Source organism: Kineosporia rhizophila (genome assembly GCF_021277265.1).
Lineage (GTDB): Bacteria > Actinomycetota > Actinomycetes > Actinomycetales > Kineosporiaceae > Kineosporia > Kineosporia rhizophila.
This window is the reverse complement of record NZ_JAJSOH010000003.1, coordinates 311,882-335,404: the sequence shown is the minus strand read 5'-3', so window position 1 is coordinate 335,404 and position 23,523 is coordinate 311,882. Positions and strand designations below refer to the sequence as shown.

Below are 23,523 nucleotides of genomic sequence, written 5' to 3'. Positions count from 1 at the left end.
AGTCCTTCCGGCCGACGTTACCGGACAGAACGCATGCCCGACTCCCGGCCGGACAGCAGGCCCTGCCGAGCGCCGGTTTCGTCTAGCTTGGGAGTCCCGACCCCCAGGGAGTTCATATGCCGCACGTCCACTCGGCCGACGGCACGTCGATCGGCTACGACCGGCTCAGCGACGAGGGACCTGCCCTGGTGCTCGTCGGGGGCGGCCTGGACGACAGCTCAGAGAACCAGCCGCTGGGCGAACACCTGGCCGACAGCTTCGCCGTGGTGAACTACCGGCGTCGCGGTCGCGGTGACAGCGACGACCGCCGGCCCTACGCCCTCGAGCGCGAAATCGACGACCTGGCTGCGGTGATCGACGCCACCGGAGGGCGAGCGCACCTGTTCGGGGCCTCGAGCGGAGGGGCCCTCGCGCTAGAGGCGGCCGCGGCCGGGCTTCCGGTCGAGCGGATCGCCGTCCACGACGTGCCGTACCAGGTGGACGAGGCGATGGTCTCGGCCTGGCAGGCGTACCGGCTCGACCTCGACGCCGCGCTCGAGGCCGGTGACCTCGATCAGGCGCTCAGGCTGTTCATGCGGCTGGCCGGTTCCTCCGAGCAGGACATCGCCGGCGCCCAGGCCGCCCCGGTGTGGGCCGCGCTACGCGCGCTGGCACCGACGCTCCGCCACGACGCGGCCTGCCTGGGCGACGGCCGGCCCCCGGCGAAGCGCCTTGCCCTGGTGCGGCAGCCCGTGCTCCTGACCACCGGTGTCACGGTCGACCCGCAGATGGCCGGGCTGCCGGTCGACTTCTTCGGTGCGGCAGCGGACGCCGCTGCGGGCGCTCTGCCTGACGCCCGGCGGCTGGCTCTTCCGGTCGAGGGCCACGTGGCCGATCCGGGCGTGCTCGGTCCGGTACTCAGAACGTTCTTCACCAACTGAAGCCGGCCGGCACCGGAACGGGCACCGATCTCGCTACGATCAGCGCATGCCCGCACCCCCGCGACCGCCGATGACGGCTGGTCTTCGATGGGGGCGTGGCGTGCTGGTGGCATCGCTGGCCTGGGGCGCAGCCAGCGCCGGTCACGTTCTGGCCGGCGGCGACCTGCCCTCCTGGCCGCTGGTCGCCGCGCTGATCGCGGTCACGGCGTGGCCGCTGTCGCTGACCCTGGGCCGTCGTGCCGGTGGGCTGCAGTTGGTCACCTTGATGACTGCGGGCCAGGCCATGATGCACACAGCGCTGGTCGTGACCTCTTGGTACACATCCGGCCCGGCTGACGTCCCCTCGCCCCAAGGCCACCAGCACACATCCGCGCCAGGCATGGCCAATATGGCCGACATGGCGGAGGCCGGCACCGGCCACGTGATGCCGCTGCTGCCCAGCCCCCTGATGCTGCTGGCCCACATCGCGGCCGCCCTGGTTGTCGGCGCGATCCTGTCCGACGGCGAACGGGCGCTGTTCGTCCTGCTGGGCCTGCTGGCCCACGTACGCCCGCCCGAACTGCACCTCGGACGGCGCATCCACCGGATCCTGGCCCTGCTGGCCACCGGCGTGCGCCCTGAGGTGGACGAGGCCCCCCGGTCCTGGGTGAACCTCTCTCAGCAACGCCTGCGTGAGCGCGTGCTCGTCGCGACGCTCGGCCGCCGCGGCCCGCCCGCCCGCACCGTCTAACCCTCTCCTGTACCGCTGGATCCCCCAGCGGCTTCCCTCGCGCGCCGACCCGGGCCGTCCTCTGTTCTTTCTCGCCCAGCCCGCCCCGACGCCGCGTCTCCTTGCTCACGCGACCCGACCGGTCGCGTCCTTACGCATGCTCTTTGGAGCCACCCGTGACTTCCGCAACCGCACAACACAACCCGCACCAGCCCCGTCCATCCGATCCGACGCGCACCCGCACGAAAGGCCAGCAGGGCTGGTTCCGGGCGTTCTGGCGCTGGCACTTCTACGCCAGCTTCCTGGTCATCCCCGTGCTGGCCGTCCTGGCCGTCACCGGTCTCATCTACCTGCTGCGCTTCCAGATCGAGCCGGCCCTGCACGCCGACGTCATGACTGTGCAACCACAGGCGGGCCAGGAACAGACCCCCTACGCCGCCCAGCTCACCGCGGTGCAGAAGGCCTACCCCGACCTGAGCATCGCCTCGGCGACCGAACCCACGTCCCCGGATCTGGCGTCCCGTTTCTCCGGGGTCATGCCCGACGGCTCCAGCCGCGACGTGTTCGTCAACCCCTGGACCGGGCAGGTACTCGGCGACCTGAACCCCGACACCACCCTCAGCGGCGGTGCAATCCGCCTGCACGGCGACCTGATGGCCGGCTCAGTGGGCGAATTCGTGATGGAGCTGGGTTCCTGCTGGGCCATCGTCATGGCCGTCACCGGCTACCTGATCTTCCTCAAGGGCCGCAAGGCCCGGCTCCGGCGGCTCGCAGCCCGCGCCAAGGGATCGGCCTTGCGCAACCGGCACGGCTGGATCGGCGCTGTTACCGGTGTGGGCCTGCTCCTGCTGGTCGTGACCGGCCTTCCCTGGACCGGCATCTGGGGAACCCAGGTGCAGAACTGGACGGCTGAGCACGGCAGCGGCTTGTGGAGCAACGACCCGGGAGCACAGTCCAGCCCGACGTCCACCCTGGACGAATCCCTGCCGCACAGCCACAAAGTCGACGTGCCCTGGGGTCTGGGCAAGGACGAGGTTCCTACCTCGGATCCGACGAGCGTGGCCGACGGTCAGAGCGTCGCCAACATCGACACCGCTCTGCTGGTGGGAGCCCGCGAGGGGCTCCGGCATCCGATGACAGTGGCAATACCAGAGGACGATGGTGACGTCTTCTCGGTCATCGGTTACGCCTTTCACGACCCGGGTCACGAAAAAACCGTGCACGTCGACCAGTTCGGCGGACAGGTCGTGTCCACGTACGGGTACCAGGACTACCCGAAGCTGGCCCAGGCCGTCTCCCAGGGAATCGCCCTGCACGAGGGACGCCGCTTCGGCCTGCTGAACTTCTGGGTCAGCTTCGCCTTCTGCGTGGGCGTGCTGGTTCTGTGCGTCACCGGCCCGACCATGTGGTGGCGCCGCCGCCCTGCAGGTTCCGGCCTGGGCGCACCGCGCGGCAAGCTGCCCATCCGCAGCACCTGGTGGGTGGCGCTGCTGCTGGCTGCTCTGGGTGTCTTCCTGCCCGTGTTCGGCGCCTCGCTGGTCCTGGTGCTACTGGTGGATCAGCTTCTGCTGCGGCGGATTCCTCGGCTGCGCAGCACTTTCGCCGTCACCAACTGAGAGGGCACATCGATGGCCCAGATGAGCGCCGGCTCCTTCTCCCGTTAGGAAGCTGCGAACCCGGCAGTGAAGTTGAACCATTATTCCAACTGGAACGGTGGTTCAACTTCATGTCATGATGGGTCCACCACCCGCCCCGCCCTTGGAGAAACCCATGGATCCGCTCGTCGAGCCGTTCCCCATCAGCGTTGCCGAGGCAGACCTGCAGGCGCTGCACCAGCGGCTGCTGACCACCCGCTGGCCGGACCAGGAGACCGTGCCCGACGGCAGCCAGGGTCCCCAGCTGAGCCGCATCCGTGACCTCTGCCAGCACTGGGCCACCGGCTACGACTGGCGGCGCGCCGAGCAGGACATCAATGCGGCAGGCTCGTTCAAGACCCAGATCGACGGCCTGGACGTGCACTTCCTGCACGTCCTGTCCCCCGAACCCGATGCCGTGCCGCTGCTGCTGTGCCACGGCTGGCCCGGCTCGATCCTCGAGTTCCGGCACCTCCTGGGCCCTCTCAGCGATCCGGCCGCGCACGGCGGCGACTCCCGCCAGGCCTTCCACCTGGTCATCCCCTCCATGCCCGGCTTCGGCTTCTCCGAACGGCCCCGCACCACCGGATGGGACGTGGCCCGCATCGCCGACGCCTGGATCACCCTGATGCTGCGCCTGGGGTACCCGTCCTGGTTCGCCCAGGGCGGCGACTGGGGCGCCGCGGTGATCGAGCAGATCAGCCGTCAGGCCCCCGAACGCGTGCGAGGGCTGCACTTCAACCTGCCCATGGTGTTTCCCACCCCCGAGGAGATCGCCGAGGCCACGGCCGAGGAGCAGCGCATGGTGGCCATGGGCGAGCGGTACCGCAGCGAACTGGACGGCTACAGCAAGGAACAGGCCACCCGGCCGCAGACCATCGGCTACTCGCTGGCCGACTCCCCGGTGGGGCTGGCCGCCTGGATCTACACACTGTTCCAGGACGTGTCCGACAGCCGGGGCAACCCGGAGGACGTCATCTCCCGCGACGAGATCCTCGACGACGTGATGATGTACTGGCTGACCAACACCGGCCCGTCCTCGGCGCGCCTGTACTGGGAGGCCCAGCGCGGTGCCACGGCGAGTTTCGCTGCCCCCGAGCCCAACCCGGTACCGGCCGGCTTCAGTATCTTTCCCGGGGAGGCGGTTCAGGCTTCGCGGCGCTGGATCGAACGGCGCTACGAGAATGTCGTGCACTACGCCCAGTTGCCGCACGGCGGGCACTTCGCAGCCTTGGAGAGGCCGCACGACCTGATCCAGGAGATCCGTGCCACGTTCGCCCCGCTGCGAGCGCAGACCCAGGTGGCGGCATCCCTACCCTGAACCCCATGACCGATGCGCCGCCTCTGCGCGGAGACGCTGAACGCAACCGGCGTCATCTGCTCCACACCGCCTACGACCTGATGGCCACCGGCGGGCTGGACGTCTCGTACAAGGAGATCTCCCGGGCCGCCGGGATGGGCATGGGCACGATCTACCGCCGTTTTCCCGAGCGGGACGACCTCATCGATGCCCTGTTCGCCGAGCACATCGACGCGGTGACGGCTCTGGCGCAGGAATGTGCGGCCGACCCCGACGCCTGGAAGGGGCTCAGCGACTTCCTGGAGCGGCAACTGCAGATGGAGGCCGGGCATCGCGGCCTGGCCGAACTGCTGCGCGGACGCCGGCAGCCGTACGACCTGGTGCGCCGCGGCCGCGAGCAGATGACCCACCTGGTGTCCGGGATGATCGCCCGGGCCGTCGCCGCCGGGCAGCTTCGCCCCGAGGTGACGGCCGCCGACTTCGCCGCCGTCTACCTGATGGTCGGCAGCCTCCTGGACACCACGCACGACACGGCGCCGGACCTGTGGCGCCGGGCCCTGACCATCGCCCTGGCCGGCCTGCGCCACGCCGACCTGTCCTCTCCCGGCCCGGAAGAGGACATCATCGACCTGCTCTACAAGACTGACAAGCCTGACAGGACACCCTGATGCTGCCCGACGACCTGCGCACCGTTCTCGACTCCCGAGCGATCTGCTTCCTGACCACCCTGATGCCTGACGGTTCTCCCCAGGTCACCCAGACCTGGGTCGGCACCGACGGCGAGCACATCGTCATCAACACTGTTGCCACACACCAGAAGACTCGTAACATCCAGGCCGATGCCCGGGTGGCCGTCGGGCTCGCCCACCCGGACCAGCCGCTGCGTTCCTGGGCGGTGCGGGGCCAGGTGATCTCGGTCGAGCCCGACGCCACGGGCGAACACATCAACGCCCTGTCGAACAAGTACCTGGGCCGCGACTATCCGGGATTCGGGGGCGGGGCCCAGCAGCGTGTCGTCCTGACCATCACGGTGGACCACCTGCACCGCCCCAGCCGCTGACGTGCGCCGTGATGCCTGGGCGCGGCCGTCCTGACTCGAAGCGGCAAGGTTCCGAGTCAGGACGTCTTTCATCTCATCGCGTCTGGAGACGTTCGCCGTCGAACCGGACCTCGGCCATCGACCAGATGCCCGGATAGGCCGGGTCGGTGGGCACTCCGGGGTGGTCCACCTGCAGTCGCACGTACCGGAAACCTTTCTGACGCAACTGCGGATCCACGTCCAGATACTCGACCGATGCGTCGTTCCCGGTGTTCTCCGACGTGGTGAGCCGGGTCCAGGTGAGCCCGTCGTCGGATCCGTAGGCGTTCGTCCCCTGACTGCGGTTGGGGAACGTGTTGCGGGCCTGCAGGCCGACCCGGTCCAGGCGCAGGCGGTACCCGGCTCCGGCGTCGAACGTCACGGCGGGGATGCGCAGGTCGCCCCAGTGGGAATGGTTGCTGCCGTCCACCAGTGATTTGAGGACGTGCGGGGCCAGTTGCGCAGAGGTGGTCACCTTGGTGAAGTCGACAGTTCCGTCACTCAGGCGGGGGTTCAGCGGTTCGAGAGCCAGCACCGACCGGCGTAGCGCTTCCAAGGCGACCGAGAATTCGCCGGCACTACCGTTGACGGCTCCCTGGGCGCCGGCCAGGGCTGCATCGAAGGCCTGCTGTGATCCGGCGGTCCACACGGTGTCCGAGTCAGCACCGGCGGCGATCTGGGTCACGGCGGCGGCCCGGTCCTTGGCCACGGTCACGGTGACCGGAAGGGCGGTGACCGTGGTGCCGTCGTCGGCGACCACCCGGAAGGTGTGTTTGCCCGCGGCCTTGACCGGGGGCGTCCAGGTGAGCTTGCCGTCGGCGGAGACCTCGACCCCGGCCGGGGAGCCTTCGAGCGTGGCGCTGACGGAACCGTCGTCCTCCAAACCGGTTTCGAATGTCAGCTGTTCACCGGCGACGTAGGTCAGAGACAGCGAACGCCCCGTCTGGAAGGTGGGCGGCGTGATGACGCCGTTGGCGGAGGGGACGAGGGTGCGCACGTCGAGCGTGCCGGTGCCGGTCGCGTCGAGGAAGAGGATGTTCTCTCCTACTGCGGACTGCGCCAGTTCGTTGGTCCCGATGTCCCACCACACGTACCGCCACGCTCCCTTGGTGTCGGGAACCGGCACGCTGGCATAGGGTTTCCCGTCCATGGTGGCCGCAGCCCGAAGGTTCACCGGCCCGTCCGAACGTACGAGCAGGCCGACGAGAGAGGAGGCTTTGGTGTTGTACCAGAAGATGTTACGGATGGCCGCCCCTGCCCGTCCGGATCGGGCGTTCAGCTCAAGGTAGCTGCCACCGGAGTCCTTTCGGGTTCTGGCCCCCTTGCCCAGGAGGTGGGCCCGGTCGGCCGCGGTCACCCGGTTGGACTCCCCCGGCCCGGGCACGGTGAGGTCCTGCTTGGCCAGCTGGGGCGGGAAGGCCAGCCAGTACTCCTGTCCCTGGTAGTAGCTGCCGTTGTTGAAGTTCTCCTGCACGGTTCCGCGCCAGTGCAGTGGTCCGTCGCGCTGCTCCCAGGCCTGGGCCACAGCAGGGGCCTGGGCTGCCACGTCGACCTTGGCCACGTAGCGGTACTGCAGATAGATCTCCTGCATGGCGTCGAAGAGCCGGCCCCGGTAGGCGGGCGAGAGGGAGCCTGCCCCACCGGTGGTGTCGATCCAGGGCACGTCCTGGCCGCTCATGAAACGGTAGAAGACTTCGCTGCCTTCGAGGATGCGCCGGTCGATGAAGGCGTAGGGGGTGACCGCGTTCTTGGCCCGGCTGACCGTTCCGCGCTGGGGGTCGACCCGGGTGCCCTGGGTGTGCAGGATCCGCGCCAGCTGGGCGAAGTTGATCACGTCACCCCAGGCGTGGGCCTGGTCGCGGCCCATCTCTTGGTGCTGGACGAACGCCTTGCCGTAGGGGTTGAGCGGATCCTTGGCCGGGATCTTGCGGAAGAGCGCCTTCAGTGACCCGTTGGAGTCACCCACGCCGTCGAAGCCGGAGTTGACCGTGAACCACTCCACGCGCTGCTGGTACAGGTCGGCGTCGTCCATGAACAGGGCGGCCGCCAGGGCCCCGATCACCCCGTAGTTGTGCTGGTTGAGGTAGTGGTCGGGTGAGGTCAGGAAGGTGTTCAGGTTCGGCGTGAGGAAGTTGCCGGTGAAGCGCTGGTTGTCCTCGGCCGTCCAGGCCAGGGGATAGCCCTCGTAGTCAGCGTTTTCCGGGTCGGTGGCCCGCAGGAACTCGGCCGCGACCGCGAACTGGTACATGGGAACCGGGGTGTGAATGTGCGAGTCGGGGAACTTCGCGTACTTCGCCGGGTCCAGGCTGCTCCAGGTGCGCAGGGTGTACAGGGCGTTCCGGCGGTACACCTCATGCCCGGTGAAGAGGTACATGAAGGTCTGGGTCATGGCGCCGATGGAGTCGCGGTTGGAACGCTGTCGCATGGACACCGCGTTGTAGGCGTCCGACTTGGGCTGACGATCGGTGGGCCCGGCGTTGTCGGCGACGTAGTTCGTTGCTGCGTAGCGAGACTGGGACATGGCCCGGTAGTAGCCGGCCCACGGCTCGACCCCGGCTGCTGCCTGGGTGCGGGCGTTGTTCACGTCGGCGGCGCTCAGGCCGATGCCCGGGTGCAGGAAACCGGCCTGGCTGGTGGTGCTCCGGATGGCCGGCAGCGTCGGCTCGGCGGCGGATGCGGGAAGCGCGGGCGTGACCAGGCCGGCGAGCAGGCCCAGGGCGACGAACGCGGACAGGAGCAGCCGGCGTGCGGGGCGCGGGAGCGTGGGGAATGTGGAGTGACGTCGTGGCATCAAGAACCTCTTCGTCCGTGATTTGCGGGGAACGTGATCCGACGCGGTCACCGTAGCAGTAATCGTTTACTATTCGGATCGGGCGGCCGGGCTGCGAGCCGAGCGGTCGGCCCGCCGGACAGAACGAGGAGCAGTCAGTGACGAGTGCTACTGAAACCCGTTGGGCCATAGGTGCATCGACCCTCGGGGCACCGCAGGAACCCCTGGACGACGTGCTCGGCCTGCTGGCCGGGCTGAAGGTGTCCTGGCTGGAACTGCGGTGCCCGCCCGAGGGCCCCTACACGCCGGCGATGCCCCGTACCGATCGCGACCGACTGCGTCAGGACCTGCGCGATCGGGGCATCAGCCTGCTGTCCCTGGCGACCGGGGTGCGCCTGGGCGAGGCACACAGCACCGGGCCGGTGATGGACGAACTGATCGGCCATCTGGAACTGGCCGGCGACCTGGGCGCGCACCACGTGCGGATCTTTCCCGGCCTGCCCGCGGCCCCGGCCCCCTTCGACCGCGTGCCGGCGCCGGCGGGCGATCGCCGTCGCGACGAGGCGACGGCGGCCGAGTGCCTGGCCCGGGCCGCCCGCGTGGCCGGCGACCTCGGTGTGCGGGTCGTCCTGGAGACCCACGACTCCCATCCCCGCGGCACTGACCTGCGCCGCATCATCGACCTGGTCGATCCGGCCCTGTTCGCCCAGGGCGGCGGGGTGATCTGGGACCTGCTGCACCCATGGCGCGTCGGCGAGACCCCGCCCGAGACCTGGCAGGCTCTGGGGCCCGTGCTGCGCGCGGGGCACGGATACGTGCAGATCAAGGACGTGGCCTCGCCGCGTGACCTGACACCCGTCCTCCAGGGCACCGGCGCCGTGCCGCTCACCGAGGCCGCCCACCTGCTGGGCGCCGGCGGCTACCGCGGCCCGCTGTCCCTGGAGTGGGAACGCACCTGGTACCCGCACGTCGCGCCGCTGTCGCAGGCCCTGGCCGCTGCCGTTGCTGCTGTCCGCGAACTCCCCTTCCCCGAAGAGGTGCGATGAACCACAACGTCCACAACCCCGTCCTCAGGGGTTTCGAGCCCGACCCCAGCATCGTCCGCTGGGACAACCAGTTCCTGCTGGCCACCAGTACCTTCGAATGGTTCCCGGGCGTGCGTCTGCACTCCAGCCCCGACCTGGTGCACTGGCAGGTGGCCGGGCACGTCCTGACCCGGCCCGAGCAGCTCGACCTGCGGGGTGTGCCGGACTCCGGCGGCATCTGGGCTCCGTCGATCAGCGTCGCCCACGGCCGTCTGTGGGTGGTGTACACGGTGGTGCGCACCAGCGGCGCAGCCGCCAAGGACCTCGACAACTACCTGGTCACCGCCGAGTCACCGGAAGGTCCGTGGTCGGAGCCGATTTCCCTGGGCTCGCGCGGTTTCGACGCCTCGATCTTCCACGACGAGGACGGACGGCACTGGCTGGCCTGCGTGCAGTGGGATCCCCGGCCCGGGCGGGCCCGCTTCGGCGGGATCAGCGTGCAGGAGTACGACTGTGAGCAGCAGCAGCTGATCGGTCCGGCGCGGGTGGTGCTGCGTTCGTCGGAGTTGATCGAGGGCCCGAACCTCTACCGGCGCGGCGGATGGGTCTACCTGATGCTGGCCCAGGGCGGTACCGGCTGGAACCACGGCATCACGATGGCCCGGTCCCGTCACGTCCTGGGCCCCTACGAGTGGGACCCGTGGCCGAGCCTGCTGACCAGCCGCGACGATCCGGGGGCGAGCCTGCAGAAGGCCGGGCACGGCGAACTGATCGGCACGGACGACGGCGCCTGGTACCTCGTGCATCTCGCCTCCCGTCCGGTGACCGACGAGCAGGGACGGCTGTGCGTCACCGGCCGTGAGACCTGCCTGCAGCGTGTCACCTGGACCGAGGACGGGTGGCTGCGCCTGGCCGATGACCGGGGCGAGCCGACCGGCTCGGTCCTGCCCCGCGAGTACGTGACCTCGACGCTGGCCCAGCCCTCCCAGCCATCCCAGCCCTCGGGTCCGTCGGTCGCGGCCGGGCTGGTGGAGGAGTTCGACCAGCCGGAGCTCGACACCACCGTGTGGTCCACGCTGCGCCGGCCGGCCGGTGCGGACTGGCTCGACCTGCGCTCGAGCCGGCTGCACCTGGTGGGCGGGCAGTTCCCCGCCTCCCGGTTCGACCAGTCGGTGGTGGCCACCCGCCTGCAGGAGTCCCGGGCCGTGGTCACCACGGTCGTCGAGGCCGAGCCCACGGACGTCGGCCAGCGGGCCGGGCTGGCGATCTGGTACGACGCGCTGGGCTACCACTACATCCATCTGAGCCTGGACGACGAGGGACGGCGCGTGGTGACGGCCGAGAGCAGCTCGCCCAGCGGGCTGGTGACAGCCGGGATCCAGCACCCCGCGCCCTCCGGCCCGGTGCATCTGCGCTCCGAGCTGAACCGGCGGTGGGTGAGCCTGCAGTTCAGTGACGACGCACTGACCTGGGCCGAGGTGGCCCGGCTGCCCTCGCGCCCGGTCTCCGACGACTGCGCCGGGCTGCTGCGCTTCACCGGGGCGATGGCCGCGCTGCGCGCGGACGACCACAACGGCACCACCTTCAGCGCCGCCTTCGACCGGGTGGACGTGAGTTACCCGGTGCCCGGCTGACCCTCAGGCCCGGCCGGGCACCGGGCCGACCGAGTCGCGCACGATCAGTTCGGTCTTCAGGTGCACCGGCCGGGCCGGCGACTCCTCGTACAGGGCCATCCGCACCGCCCGGGCCCCCATCTCCTCGTACGGCACCCGGACCGTGGTCAGCGCCGGGTTCATGTCCCGCGCCCCGGGCACGTCGTCGAACCCGGTCACCGACACGTCCTGCGGGCAGCGCAGGCCACGGCTGCGCAGCCCCTCCAGGACACCGGCGGCCATCACGTCGGCCCCGCACAGCACCGCCGTGGGGCGATCGGACGCGGGCGTGGCGTCGAGCACGTCCAGGACGGCGCGACGGGCCTGGTCACGGTTGTACGGGACGTGCCTGACCACGATCCCGTCCGGCCCGACCCCCGCCTTGGCCAGGGCCGACCGGTAGCCGATCAGCCGTTCCTCGGCCGTGGAGAAGCCCTCGGCGCCGGGCAGCAGCAGGAAGCGCCGGTGCCCGGCCTGGGCGGTGTAGCGGGCCACGGCCGCAGCCCCGGCCTCGTTGTCGTACTGGATGCTGATCGCGTCGGTGTCGTCGGCCAGGGCCGGGCGCCCGCACAGCACCAGCCGCCCGCCCGAGGCCCGCAGAGAACTGGAGTAGCGGGCCATCTGCTGGTGGAACTCCTCGGTGCCCCACACCCCGCCGGGCAGGATCACGGCGGCGGCCTTCTGCTCGCGCATCATCTCGACCAGGGCCAGTTCCCGTTCCGGGTCACCGTCGGTGGTGCCCACCAGGCACAACCGCCCGGCGTCGCGGCCCTCCCGCTCGGCGCCCTGGGCGATCGCCGCGAACGACGGGCCGGTGATGTCGCCCAGCAGCACGGCGATCGGGCCGGGGGCGGCGCCGGACAGGGCTCGCGCGTGGGGGTTGGCGGTGTAGTCGAGCCGCTCGACCGCCTCCAGCACCCGGGTCCGGGTGGCGGCGGCGACCGGGTAGTTCTCGGCCAGCACCCGGGACACGGTCGCGGTCGAGACGCCCGCCTCCCGGGCCACGTCGCGGATGGTCACGCTCTCGGTGGCCCGGCGTCGTCGCCTGGTGGTGCCCTCCACGCCCGATCTCCTGCTCTGTCGCTGTGCCTGTCTGCGCGGCCTGGGCTGCCTGGGCCGTCCGCTCTGCCTGCTGTGTCGCCTCGGTCGTCCTGGTCGCCGGTCCGGGCCGACGGCCCGTTCGCCGTCCTGTCCGTCCGGGCTCTCCAGCCCTCTGGACCACTCCCATGGTAAAGCCTTACTGTACGGGGCAGTAAACGCTTACTGTCTCGATGAGGAGATCAACGGTGCAGACATCCACAGCGCGGTGGGCCGCAGCCACCGCCACAGCCCTGCTCCTGCTGACCGGTTGCGGCGGCGAGTCGCCCGGGTCCGGATCCCCCTCGACGGCCAAGGACGTGCCGCAGTCCTGGTCCGGGGGCACCACGACCGTGCAGTTGTGGCACGACAACGCCGCCGTCGAACCCGCGGTGAACCAGTTCAACCAGAAGTTCGCCGACCAGGGAATCCAGATCGAGTTCGTCGAGAAGACGGACCTGAACACCAACATCCGCAACGCTTTCCAGGCCGGATCCGGGCCCGACCTGTTCGTCACCCAGACCGCCGACCTGGCCTCGTTCGTCTCCGAGGGCATCGCCGCGGACCTGAGCGGCTACTACGACAGCATCGCGGGCGACTACAGCGACACCGCCAACGCGGCCGTGACCACCGGCGACCGGCAGTGGGCGGTGCCGCTGTCCAGCATCCCCACCTTTATGCTCTACAACTCCGAGGTCTTCGAGCGCAACGGCCTGGACTACCCCACCACCTTCGAGGAATTCCTCGACGCCGGAACGAAACTCAAGAAGCAGGGCGTCTCCATCTACAACCTGGCCGGCGAGGACCCCACCACCCTGATCTACATGGCCTGGCAGGCCGGGGCCCAGTGGTACAGCCTCAAGGACGGCACCTGGCACGTGAACGTGGACGGCCCACAGACCCGCAAAGCCGCCGAGATCCTCCAGAGCGGCCTCGAAGAGGGCATTTTCAGCAAGATCTCCTACGCCGAGTACGCCGCCATGATGCAGAGCTACGACAAGGGCGACATCGCCTCCCGGCAGCTGTCGACCTGGCAGGTCAAGGGCATGCAGAGCAACCTCAAACAGTCCCTGGGCGCCTGGGAACCGGCCCCCAACCTGAAGTGGCAGGGCGGCCCCGACAGCAACGCCTCCTTCACCCGCGCCCTGGCCGTCAACGCCAAGACCAAGAACACCGACGCGGCCGTCTTCGCCGCCCACTGGCTGTCCACCGGCCCGGAGTCGCTCAAGGCCCTGGCCGACCCGGACACCGGCCTGGCCTATTACCCCGCAGTGAAGGACGGCACCGCCTACACCTCACTCACCGAGCCGACCAAGCTGCTGGGCGAGCACGCCGGCCGGTGGAGCACAGTGGTCGACACCGCCGCCGAACAGCAGCTGGGCGACTGGACCTACGGGCCGAACTGGGCCGGCGCCTTCTCCCAGCTGCAGGACCTGTGGGGCAAGGCGGTGGCCGGGCAGATCAAGGCCACCGAGATCGCCCCGTCCCTGCAGGCCTGGATCGTGGAAGACCTGAAGCAGCAGGGCGTCTCGGTGGCGGAGGGCTGAGCGCATGACTTTCGGCACCCAGTCGACCCGGGCGCCGGCCGGATCGCGGCCGGGGGATGCGGTACCGCCGCCTCCCCCGGCCCGACGGCCCACCCGCTCCCGCCCGGGCGGCAACCGCATCACCGGGCTCAAGGGAATGGCCTTCACCGCGCCGTTCTTCGCCGGGTTCACCCTCGTCTTCCTCGCCCCGTTCGTCTACGCCCTGTACCAGAGCCTGTTCGCCGAGCAGCTGGCCACCGACGGTCTCGGCGGCTCCCGAACGGTTTTCGTCGGTCTGGACAACTTCACCCGGGCCCTGTCGGACGGCGACTACTGGTTCAGCATCCTGCGCGTGTTCGTCTTCGCCCTGGTGCAGATCCCGCTCATGCTCGGGCTCAGCCTCCTGGCCGCCCTGCTCCTGGACCTGGCCGGCGCCCGCAGCGCCCGGCTCTTCCGGCTGGGCCTGCTCATCCCCTACATGATCCCCGCGATCGTGGCCACGCTGGTCTGGCTCTACCTGTACTCACCCCGCCTGGGGCCGATCACGCAGGCCGGTGAGTGGTTCGGCGCCGACGTGAACATGTTCTCCGGCAGCCTGTTGTGGATCAGCATCGGCAACCTGCTCACCTGGGTCGGGATCGGCTACAACATGCTGATCATCTACGGCTCGCTGCGCTCGGTGCCGCGGGAACTGTTCGAGGCCGCCCGCCTGGACGGCGCCGGCGAGCTGCGCATCGCCTGGTCCATCAAGATCCCCTACGTACGCAGCGCCCTGGTCCTGACCGGGATGCTGGCGATCATCCACATGCTGCAGATCTTCGCCGAGCCCCTGGTCTTCCGGGTCACCTCGCCCGAGACCGTCACCGCCGACTTCACCCCGATCATGATGATCTACAACCTGGCCTTCACCCAGGGCAACTACCACTACGCCGCAGCCCTTTCGGTGCTGCTGGCCCTGGTCGTCGGAACGGTCTCCGCGCTCTTCTACCGCTTCTCGGCCCGGGAGTCCCTGTGATCAACGAAGTCTCGCCGGCCACCCGGCGCCTGGTCGGCATCGGCCTGACCCTGTACCTGCTGTACTCGATCGCCCCGGTCTGGTGGCTGCTGGTCAACGCCACCAAGAACTCCAACGACCTGCTGCTGACCAACGGCCTGTGGTTCGGGGACTTCGAACTGTGGGGCAACCTACGCCAGATCCTCGACTACGACGGCGGCATCTTCCTGCGCTGGGCCGGGAACTCGCTGCTGTACGCCGGGCTCGGCTCGGCCGTGGGCACCCTGCTCGCCCTGGCCGCCGGGTACGGCCTGGCCCGGTTCTCCTACCGGGGCCGCTCCCTGTCGATGGCCCTGGTGGTCGGCTCGTTCCTCATCCCCTACTCGATGCTCACCCTGCCCCTGTACCTCCTGTTCTCCAAGATCGGCCTGGTCGGCTCGATGTGGGCCGTCCTGATCCCCACCTTCATCAACCCCTTCAGCGTCTACCTGTCGAAGGTCTACATCGAGGCCGCCGTACCCACCGAGCTGATCGAGGCGGCCCGGATCGACGGCGCCGGCGAAGTGCGCATCTTCTTCAGCATCGTGCTGCGCATGCTCACCACCGCCGGGGCCACCGTCTTCCTGCTGGCCTTCGTCGCCTCCTGGAACGGCTTCTTCCTGCCCGTGACCATGCTCCAGGACTCCGACACCTGGACCCTCTCACTGGGCCTGTACAACTGGCTGCGCCAGAGCCAGGTCAGCAACGCCGGCACGGTCGACTTCACCAGCATCGTCATCACCGGTTCGCTGCTGTCGGTGATTCCGCTGGCGGCCGTGATGATTTCCCTGCAGCGGTTCTGGCGCACCGGCGTAACCCTTGGAGCCCTCAAATGAACCATCTCCCGTCGCACCGGCGCCCCGTGGCCGCGCTGGCCATGCGACCGGCCCGGCTGGCCGGCAACCTCTTCGACGGCGTCTGGGACGACCTGACCGACCTGGCCGAGCTGAAACTGCCCGTGCTGGAGGACTTCGACACACCCGAGGCGTCCGCCGGCCTGGCTGAGGTGGAGGTGCTGATCACCGGCTGGGGTTGCCCCCCACTGAGCCAGGACGTGCTGGACAGAACGCCCCGCCTGCGGGCCGTACTGCACACCGGTGGGGCAACCGAGGGCATCATCAGCCACGAGTCCGCCCTGAGCAACGGGCTTCTGGTCACCAGCGCGGCCGAGGCCAACGCCGTTCCCGTCGCCGAGTACGCGTTCGCCGAGATCATCCTGGCGAACAAGCGGGTGCGGGCCGCCGAGCGGATCTATCGCACCCGGCGCGACCTCATCGACCGCGAGGTGGACCTGCTCGACACCGGCAACTACCGGCGCACCGTCGGCCTAATCGGTGCCTCGCGCACCGGCCGGCGGGTCGCCGAACTGCTGCGCGGCACCGAACTGAGGGTGCTCGTGCACGACCCCTACCTGAGCGCCGAGGAAGCCGCCGCCCTCGGGATGCGTTCGTGCGGGCTGCTCGAGCTGATGCGCCACAGCGACGTCGTGTCCCTGCACGTGCCGGTCACCGGCGAGACCATCGGCATGATCGACCGGCACTGCCTGGCCGCCCTGCGCACAGGAGCCACCCTGATCAACACGGCCCGGGGCGCCGTCGTCGACCAGGACGCCCTGCTGGAGGAACTGCGCAGCGGGCGGATCAGCGCCGTCCTCGACGTCACCGAACCGGAACCGCTGCCCGCCGACCACCCGCTGTGGAACCTGCCCAACGTGACCCTCACCCCGCACGTCGCCGGATCCACCGGCAGCGAACTGACCCGCCTGGGCCGCAGCGTCCTGGAAGAACTGGCCCGCTACAACCTGACTCGTCCCGCGCCCCGGACCCACGGGATCGCGGCCGTCCTCGGAGGCAACGATGTCTGAGCCGTTCCTCGGTCTCTGGTTCGGCAACTTCTTCGAGCCGTTCCTGAGCGATCAGCAGGCTCTGCGCCGCGGCGTCGCCGAGATCGCCGATCTGGGTTTCACCAGTGTCAATCTGGACTCCAAGCCCTGGGAGGACTTCTTCGCCCGCTACCGCGGGGAACCCGCCAGCCCGTATGTGGCCGGACAGGAACTGATCATGGACGAGGCCGAGCGCCACGGCCTCGACCACACGCACCTGGCCCTGTACCTGTGCGGCGACAACCTCTACCCCGCCATCCGCGACACTCCGCCCGTGCGCGGCCGCGAGGCGGTGCTGCCCGACGGCTCACTCATGGGCACCTACGACTACCTGGCTCCACAGGCCCAGCAGACGATGGTGGAACACGTAGAGGGGCTGCTTCAGCTGTACGGGAAGCGGATGCATCGCCGCGACGACGGCCGGGTGGTCATGCAGACCATGTTCGAGCCGCTGCCCCGGCCCAGCTTCGACGAACGCGGCACCCGGCACCACCTGTCCTGGCTGGCCCGCCGCTACGACAACGACCCGGCCGCCCTCGGGCTCGCCTACGGTCTGCAGGCCGACTCCTTCGACAATCTCCGACCGCACGAACGCTGGCTGCGCCCGGAAGAACTCAGCTGGGTAGGGCGCGCCCTGCCCACCCTGCAGGACCGGCAGGAGAACACCCCCGGCTGGCGCCTGTGGGTGGACAACCAGCTGTACCTGGCCGACGTGCTCCAGGAGTACCTGGCCACCATGCGCCAGCACTGGAACCAACTGAAAACACCACTTTTCGTCGAACCTGTCCTGCACCAGTGGGGATACTTCTTCAACCCACCCGGGCACCCGGAATGGCAGACCGGCGGCCGAGCCCTCGACGTCTTCCGCTGCGCCCAGCAGTTGGACTCGGTGCTCTTCCTGGCCGCACCGCTGGACGCGGAGAACCGGCCCAACGCAGCCGCTCTGGCCGTAGAGGCCTCGATCGCCCGCGGCGCCAACGGCCACCGTCCCTTCACCGGTGGGCTCTACCTCGGACGTCATGTGAACGCCGATGTCTACGAGGTGGTCTCCCCGGCCGAGGCCGTGGCCACGCACGTGGCCAACGGCGCCGACGCCCTGCACGTCTACGGTTACAGCGGCCTGGACGACGGCGGCGTGCTCTACCGCACCGACACGGTGTTCAAGGACTCGCTGCGCACCGCCAACCACTGGGCCCGCCAGGTCATCCCCCGCCTGCAGGGCTTCCGGGCCCAGGAGACGGCCGTCCTCTTCCCCGCCGCCACCAGCCTGCTCGAACCGGTGAGCCTGGACCCGGACGGGCGGACCCGCACCGACCTGCTCGGCTGGCACCGGCAACTGGTCGACCTGGGCTGGCACGCCGACGTCGTCCACCCCGACCAGATCGCCGAAGGGGCGCTGACGCCCTACCGGGTGCTCGCCGTCCCCGCCGATCCCCTGGAGCCGCTTCTGCCCCACCCCGGATTCGACGAGGCCCTCGCCGCCTGGGTCGAGGCCGGAGGCACGCTGCTGCACGGCCCCGACTGCCCGGTGGCCCAGCGGGTCTTCGGCGTGCAGGAGGAGGCGGTGGAGTTCGACGCGATCGCCTGGGACGAGGACGTCATCCCGCACGGCTGGTCCACCGTGGCCTTCACACACCAGAACGAACCGCTGGCCACCTACATCGGATCCGGGCGCACCGCCCTGGCCCGCAGCCGCGTCGGCCACGGGCAGGTGATCTCGTTCGGCTTCGAGTACGGATACGCCTACAGCACCAGCACCATGCCGATCGTTCCGCCGAGATACGGCCGGCGCGAGATGCACCCACTGGTCCTGCTGGACGTCACACCCGTCCAGTCGCTGATCGGTACCGGCCCCTCACCTGTGCCACCGACGCGCGGGGTGGAGGTGGCGCGCTTCGGCAACGCCGTCGTCGTGGTCAACCACCGTTCCGCCCCGGTCGACCTCGGCGCCGTCGTCTTCACCGAGCAGATCGCGCAGGTCCCGGCCGAGCCCGGACGCCTGGCCGCGCGATCGGCGACCTGCCTCTTCCAGCCATGACCGTGCCGCCCGGCCACCCCGCCGCCATGCCGGCGGGGCCAGGCCGGGCCCCCACCCTGCACGATGTGGCCGCCCGGGCCGGCGTCTCCCCCGCCACCGCCTCTCGCGCCCTGCACCCAGGAACCCGCCGGGCCCCGAGCCCCCTGCTTCGCGAACGCGTCTTCGCCGCCGCCCGGGAACTGGGCTACATCCCCAACCTTCACGCTCAGACCCTGGCCCGCGGGCGCAGCGACTGCGTTGCGCTGCTCGTCGCGGATCTCGCTGCCCCCTTCACTTCTGCAGTCGCCGCGGGAGTTCTGGACGCCGCGAGCGACTATGGCCTGCTCGTCACCATGGTCGGCACCGCAACCGATTCCCACGCCCCGGCAGACGTGATGCCGAAGCTGCGCCGTCAGCGCGTCCTAGCCATCGTGGCCGTGGGCAGAACGAGCGAACGGTACGGCCAGGAGCTCGCAGCTTTCGAGGAGACCGGCGGCCGGGCCGTCGCCGTGCACGGCGAACCGCTCCCCATCGACACGGTTCTGCTCGAAGACGCCCCGTCCCGCCCACACGGGCTTCACCGCGAAAGCGGCTGTCAGGCTCTGAGCCTGGCCCTCATGCCCCGCGCCGAGGCACCTCGCCGGATCCGCCTTGACATATCTGTTTCGGGACCTGACCACAGATAATAGGTGCCGCAAGCAGATTGGTGCCCACAGACGTCCAAAAACGGGCCTCGCGAACCGGAAACGCCGCGAGGCCCGCTTTCGAACCGACGTCAGGACGGGCTGGCAGTGGGGCGAGCCCGCCACCTCGGGCGCCGACGACGCGGTTTGCCGGGCGTGGCCGTCGGAATCGGCGCAGCGGCTCCCGGGATGTCCGTGCTCTTGTCCCGGGTGAACATCAGCGTGCCGAACCCGAGCTGGTCGAAACCTCCACTGGCCGGGCCGTAGTCGCCACCGCCACCCTCGGCCCTGACCTTCTGGGCCATCGCCGCCACGTGCGGGGCCTTGAGCCCGCGCCGCTGCGTGTAGTGGTTGAGGACCAGTTCCCAGACCGGCCGGATCTGGCCCCGCGAGGCCGAGGAGATGACCGGCTGTGTGCGCAGCGCGCCGCTGACCCCGGTGCCCCACTGGTAGGTGGTGAACGGGACGTCCTGTCCGAGGTTGTATTTCGCCACGTACTCCGCGCCTTTGAGGAAGCGGTTGTCATCGTGGCCGTACAGGTCGACCTTCTGGTTCCAGGCCATTTCGCAGATGGTGCCCATCAGGCCCACGCCCATCACGGTGTGCCCCTGGTCGCGGCCGCTTTCCTGCCACTGCCCGAGGTTTCCGTGAATGAACGGGATGGCGTGCGGGATCGAGCCGTTGCCGGGCCCGCTGTGCATGTAGGTCACGGCCCGGTCGAAGAGACTGCGGTCGTCGCACAGGATGCCGATGGCCATGGCGGAGGCGACCGAGCAGAGGTCCCAGTTGGCCCAGTAGTTGGCGATGCTGGCGCCGTTGTGGTGGGTCAGGAACTGGTCGTTCAGCGGGTAGAACACGTTCTTCAGCAGGTCCTGCAGCCCGGTCAGGTCGAAATCTTCGTACCCGCGAAGGAGTTCGGCCGCATTGGCCAGCTGATAGCCGTACAGGCCGGCTGCGAGGAAGCGATCGGCGTTGCCGGTGACCTGGGTGAGCGTGGAGGACCAGGCATTCAGGATGTTCGCGGCCGTGTCGGCATGGGCAGTTTCGCCACTGATCTGCCAGCGCAGCGCGTTCTGGTACGCGGCGTGCACGTCGGGGTACAGCTGCGCGTAGTTCTGCCCCACGCCCCCTCGGACCACCGTCTTCAGTGGGCGCGGGGACCACGATGCGCGGGCCCGGCCGTTGGCGGTCAGTCGCTGCCATCCCGACGTGACCAGCGGATCGCTGGCCTTGATCTTGTCCTTGATGCGGTCGAAGTCGGCGGTGGTGTGCAGCAGACCCGGGTGGGCGAACGGCTTCGGAACCGCAGCCGCCGTGGTGACGGTGGTGACGGTGGGCTGGGCCGCCGATGCCGTTCCCACGACGGCGCCGACGACGCCGAGGGCCCCGACCGATCCTGCTCCCAGGAGCAGGTGACGGCGGCTGACGGTGGCTGGTGGTCGCATTGGACGTGCCTTTCGCGGTTGCAGGGATGGGGTGCGCTCGAACGACACCCGTGACTCGGGGACCGCACCGCCGACTCGGGATTACACAAAATTTGAGGACGCCCGAGAGGGCTCGGGAACGAGAGGTCCCGTTTGGAGACCGGTCAGGACCACGGTCACAACACAAAACCGTGAGGTTTTTTCGACGTCGGACCTGAGGCAGGATGTTCCGCCCGTGCCCTCTCCGACCGGTCCAGATGCAGGTGTATGTCGATGCGAACCGCCCCGGTGGTCCCGGCCGCCGTCGTCGAGGCCGCGCAGGCCGGCGACACCGGTGCGCTGGAGGAGCTCGTCGCGGCGTACCTGCCGCTGCTGTACAACATCGTCGGCCGGGCGCTGGACCAGCCTGCGGACGTGGACGACGTGGTGCAGGAGACGCTGCTGAGGGCGGTCGGGAACCTGCCGGCTCTGCGCGATCCCGAGCGTTTCCGGTCCTGGCTGGCCGCGATCGCCGTCCGGCAGATCCGCAACCGCATCCAGGAACGGCAGACGCTACGCGCACGCACCCGTCCCCTGGCCCCGGCCGAGGCGGTTCCCGAGCCGGACTTCGCCGACGTCACCATCCTGCGGCTGGGGCTGGACGCTCAGCGGCAGGACCTGGCCGAGGCCGTCCGCTGGCTCGACCCGGACGACCGGGACCTGTTGTCGCTGTGGTGTCTTGAACTGATGGGCGAACTGACCCGCGACGACCTGCTGACCGCGTTACAACTTTCGCCGTCGCACGTCGCCGTGCGCCTGCACCGCCTACGAGCCCAACTGGAGACGTCCCGGGCCGTGGTGGCCGCGGTGCGTCACCGTTCGCGCTGCGCCAGTTTGGGTCACATCGTGGACGACTGGGACGGCTCACCGAGTCCGTTGTGGCGCAAGCGGGTCGCCCGTCATCTCGGCCGCGACTGCCCGATCTGCGGCATTCAGCCGGGCGGGCTGATACCGGTAGAGAAGCTGATGCGTTCGCTGTTCCTCACGCCGGTGCCGGTGGGCCTGGGGGCGATCTGGCTGCTGAAGGCCACGAGCGCAGGCTCCGCGGCCACCGTCAGCGCGCACACCATCGGTACCGGCGCCCTGGTGAGCCACGGCTTCCTGACCAAGCCCCTGGCGCTGGCCACGGCCGGCCTGACCGTGCTGACGGCCGGGGTGGGCAGCACCCTCTACCTGCAGCAGCATGAGCCTGCCCCGACTCCACCGGCCGTCGTAGCCTCCCCCTCACCCACCTCCTCACCCCGCACGCCCACGGCCAGCCCCCGGCCCCGCATCACCCCGACCAAACGCGCTACCCCGAGAGAGACCCCCGCTGCGCAGCCACGTGGCTTGTACGGCAGCGTCGTCGACGCCGCCGACAAGGCCCCGAACAAGGCCCGTCGGCCGGCGCCACTTCCGGACCGGCCTCAGACCGGGGTCAACATCACCGCCAGCCAGGACAACGACCCGCGCGCCGAGGTGGTGAGCCTGATCTACCGCGGCCAGAACGTCACGTACAAGGGGCAGGGCTACATCCGGGTCGAGTACCAACTGCCCTACCACGAGCGTTCCGGCCCCGTCGCCCCGCCCAGCTGGACCGGACTGCGGGGGAAGCTCTTTCACGTGGCCTCCGGCGGCGGGATGCGCATGGACGACGCCGTTCCCGGCGCAGAGGCCGGCGCGACGCACATGGGGAACGACGCGGACGGCTTCGACGTGCTCCCGCCCAAGGCGCAACAGATGTGGCACTTCGAGTACTACTACCTCGACGGCACGGTGACCCTGAACCAGAACGAGCGAGGCGCGGACTACAACCTGTACATCCACCTGGTGTCCAGGAAGCAGATCCGCGACGACCTCTTCACCCCGCCCGCCGCCGACGGCCCTCTTCGGTACGGGCTGACCCGGGACAACGGCGAGGACACCACGCCCGTACCGCAGTACGCCACCCGCAAGAACCCGGCCGACCCGACGACCGTGCCGCAACTGAGCCGACTGGCCGGCTAAGCCGTGGCCGCGCCCCTGCTCAAGGGTGCGGTCAGGCAGTCGGGCGTCGTTTCCTCGTCATCGCGCGATGGGTCTGCTCCGCCGTCAGCGCGTCCACCGGGAACGGCGTGAACTGCCCGCGCTCGGTGCGGATTCCGTCGAGGAAGATGGTCAGGTAGCGGCGGTACAGCTCGGGCTCGATGTCCCGGGCGCTGTCCATGACGGCCGACAGCGCGACCTGCATGAAAACCAGGTCGGACTGCTCGAAGTCGGGGCGTACGACCCCCTGCACCTTGGCCTTCGCCACCAGCTCGGCGATGATCGGGGCGATCCGGTCGCGGGCATCCTGCACCCGCGCATCGCCGAGCACCGGGTTGTTCATGATCTCGGCCAGACCCCGGTCACCGTGCTGCATGTGCAGGGCCCGCTCCAGATACATCAGCAGGCCGTTCCACGCGTCGGGGTCACTCAGGGCCTCATGGGCCACCTCGGCCATCGCCGTCAGCTGCTGCTCGAAGAGGGCGTCGATGACCTCTTCCTTGTTGGCGAAGCGCCGGTAGGCCGTGCCCACACCGACCCCAGCGTGGTGCGCGATGTCGTTCAGCGTGACCGTCAGGCCGCGCTCGGCGAACAGCTGCGCCGCGGAGGCCAGCAGACGCTCGCGGTTCTCGGCGGCGTCCTTGCGAAGAGACCGCTGGCCAGGGCTGGGCATGCCGCCAGGCTAACACCTAAGCGGATTCGATCCATCCGCTTAGGTGTTACGCTTGCCCTCAAGCGGATACGCCATAT

General features: G+C 69.6%; 19 protein-coding genes. 15 read left to right on the top strand and 4 right to left on the bottom strand.

The features are described 5' to 3' along the window. The first annotated feature begins 116 nt into the window (after positions 1 to 116). From LWF15_RS08305 to LWF15_RS08280, 6 genes are all read left to right on the top strand, one after another. Positions 117 to 920: an alpha/beta fold hydrolase gene (locus LWF15_RS08305; protein WP_232809813.1), complete on the top strand. Its 804-nt coding sequence runs from the start codon at positions 117 to 119 to the stop codon at positions 918 to 920. A 46-nt stretch (positions 921 to 966) separates the two neighbouring features. Then, positions 967 to 1,650, top strand: a complete 684-nt coding sequence (locus tag LWF15_RS08300; protein ID WP_232809812.1) for a hypothetical protein — start codon at positions 967 to 969, stop codon at positions 1,648 to 1,650. Positions 1,651 to 1,805: 155 nt separating this feature from the next. Beyond that, positions 1,806 to 3,245 (top strand): PepSY-associated TM helix domain-containing protein, encoded by a 1,440-nt coding sequence (locus tag LWF15_RS08295; RefSeq protein WP_232809811.1) that lies wholly within the window; start codon positions 1,806 to 1,808, stop codon positions 3,243 to 3,245. Positions 3,246 to 3,399: 154 nt separating this feature from the next. Beyond that, positions 3,400 to 4,584, top strand: a complete 1,185-nt coding sequence (locus LWF15_RS08290) for an epoxide hydrolase family protein (RefSeq protein ID WP_232809810.1) — start codon at positions 3,400 to 3,402, stop codon at positions 4,582 to 4,584. Positions 4,585 to 4,589: 5 nt separating this feature from the next. Beyond that, on the top strand, positions 4,590 to 5,231 hold the full coding sequence (locus tag LWF15_RS08285) for a TetR/AcrR family transcriptional regulator (RefSeq protein ID WP_232809809.1): 642 nt from the start codon (positions 4,590 to 4,592) through the stop codon (positions 5,229 to 5,231). Then, the gene (locus tag LWF15_RS08280; protein WP_232809808.1) at positions 5,231 to 5,623 is read left to right on the top strand and encodes a PPOX class F420-dependent oxidoreductase; all 393 of its coding nucleotides are present in this window, start codon (positions 5,231 to 5,233) and stop codon (positions 5,621 to 5,623) included. Before LWF15_RS08285 ends, LWF15_RS08280 begins: the two co-directional genes overlap by 1 nt. 73 nt (positions 5,624 to 5,696) lie before the next feature. Here LWF15_RS08280 and LWF15_RS08275 read toward each other — a convergent pair whose 3' ends face one another. Next, on the bottom strand, positions 5,697 to 8,432 hold the full coding sequence (locus LWF15_RS08275; RefSeq protein ID WP_232809807.1) for a putative Ig domain-containing protein: 2,736 nt from the start codon (positions 8,430 to 8,432) through the stop codon (positions 5,697 to 5,699). A 137-nt stretch (positions 8,433 to 8,569) separates the two neighbouring features. Here LWF15_RS08275 and LWF15_RS08270 point away from each other — a divergent pair, with 137 nt between their 5' ends. Together LWF15_RS08270 and LWF15_RS08265 are read left to right on the top strand one after the other, a co-directional pair. After that, complete coding sequence (locus tag LWF15_RS08270) at positions 8,570 to 9,457, top strand: sugar phosphate isomerase/epimerase family protein (RefSeq protein ID WP_232809806.1); 888 nt, start codon at positions 8,570 to 8,572, stop codon at positions 9,455 to 9,457. Continuing rightward, a complete protein-coding gene (locus tag LWF15_RS08265; protein ID WP_232809805.1) occupies positions 9,454 to 11,070 on the top strand; it encodes a glycoside hydrolase family 43 protein in 1,617 nt (538 codons plus the stop codon). The genes LWF15_RS08270 and LWF15_RS08265 overlap by 4 nt, the downstream gene beginning before the upstream one ends. 3 nt (positions 11,071 to 11,073) lie before the next feature. Here LWF15_RS08265 and LWF15_RS08260 read toward each other — a convergent pair whose 3' ends face one another. Beyond that, positions 11,074 to 12,150, bottom strand: a complete 1,077-nt coding sequence (locus LWF15_RS08260; RefSeq protein WP_232809804.1) for a LacI family DNA-binding transcriptional regulator — start codon at positions 12,148 to 12,150, stop codon at positions 11,074 to 11,076. Between the two features lie 224 nt (positions 12,151 to 12,374). Here LWF15_RS08260 and LWF15_RS08255 point away from each other — a divergent pair, with 224 nt between their 5' ends. From LWF15_RS08255 to LWF15_RS08230, 6 genes are all read left to right on the top strand, one after another. Further along, the gene (locus LWF15_RS08255) at positions 12,375 to 13,712 is read left to right on the top strand and encodes an ABC transporter substrate-binding protein (RefSeq protein WP_232809803.1); all 1,338 of its coding nucleotides are present in this window, start codon (positions 12,375 to 12,377) and stop codon (positions 13,710 to 13,712) included. Between the two features lie 136 nt (positions 13,713 to 13,848). Continuing rightward, entirely contained in the window at positions 13,849 to 14,706 is an 858-nt protein-coding gene (locus LWF15_RS08250; RefSeq protein ID WP_408622842.1) for a carbohydrate ABC transporter permease, read from the top strand. Beyond that, positions 14,703 to 15,560, top strand: coding sequence for a carbohydrate ABC transporter permease (locus LWF15_RS08245; RefSeq protein WP_232809801.1), 858 nt, complete (start codon positions 14,703 to 14,705; stop codon positions 15,558 to 15,560). The genes LWF15_RS08250 and LWF15_RS08245 overlap by 4 nt, the downstream gene beginning before the upstream one ends. Next, positions 15,557 to 16,588 (top strand): hydroxyacid dehydrogenase, encoded by a 1,032-nt coding sequence (locus LWF15_RS08240; protein WP_232809800.1) that lies wholly within the window; start codon positions 15,557 to 15,559, stop codon positions 16,586 to 16,588. Before LWF15_RS08245 ends, LWF15_RS08240 begins: the two co-directional genes overlap by 4 nt. After that, entirely contained in the window at positions 16,581 to 18,644 is a 2,064-nt protein-coding gene (locus tag LWF15_RS08235) for a hypothetical protein (RefSeq protein WP_232809799.1), read from the top strand. Before LWF15_RS08240 ends, LWF15_RS08235 begins: the two co-directional genes overlap by 8 nt. Continuing rightward, positions 18,641 to 19,309: a LacI family DNA-binding transcriptional regulator gene (locus LWF15_RS08230; RefSeq protein ID WP_232809798.1), complete on the top strand. Its 669-nt coding sequence runs from the start codon at positions 18,641 to 18,643 to the stop codon at positions 19,307 to 19,309. Before LWF15_RS08235 ends, LWF15_RS08230 begins: the two co-directional genes overlap by 4 nt. An 89-nt stretch (positions 19,310 to 19,398) precedes the next feature. On the opposite strand, the gene LWF15_RS08225 is transcribed toward LWF15_RS08230, so the two are convergent. Next, positions 19,399 to 20,751 carry an alginate lyase family protein gene (locus LWF15_RS08225; RefSeq protein ID WP_232809797.1) on the bottom strand — a complete coding sequence of 451 codons (1,353 nt, stop codon included), beginning with the start codon at positions 20,749 to 20,751 and terminating at the stop codon, positions 19,399 to 19,401. Positions 20,752 to 21,003: 252 nt separating this feature from the next. Between LWF15_RS08225 and LWF15_RS08220 the strand changes: the two genes are divergently transcribed. Beyond that, complete coding sequence (locus tag LWF15_RS08220) at positions 21,004 to 22,755, top strand: sigma-70 family RNA polymerase sigma factor (RefSeq protein ID WP_232809796.1); 1,752 nt, start codon at positions 21,004 to 21,006, stop codon at positions 22,753 to 22,755. 31 nt (positions 22,756 to 22,786) lie between these two features. Here LWF15_RS08220 and LWF15_RS08215 read toward each other — a convergent pair whose 3' ends face one another. Next, on the bottom strand, positions 22,787 to 23,446 hold the full coding sequence (locus LWF15_RS08215) for a TetR/AcrR family transcriptional regulator (protein ID WP_232809795.1): 660 nt from the start codon (positions 23,444 to 23,446) through the stop codon (positions 22,787 to 22,789). Positions 23,447 to 23,523: the final 77 nt, after the last annotated feature.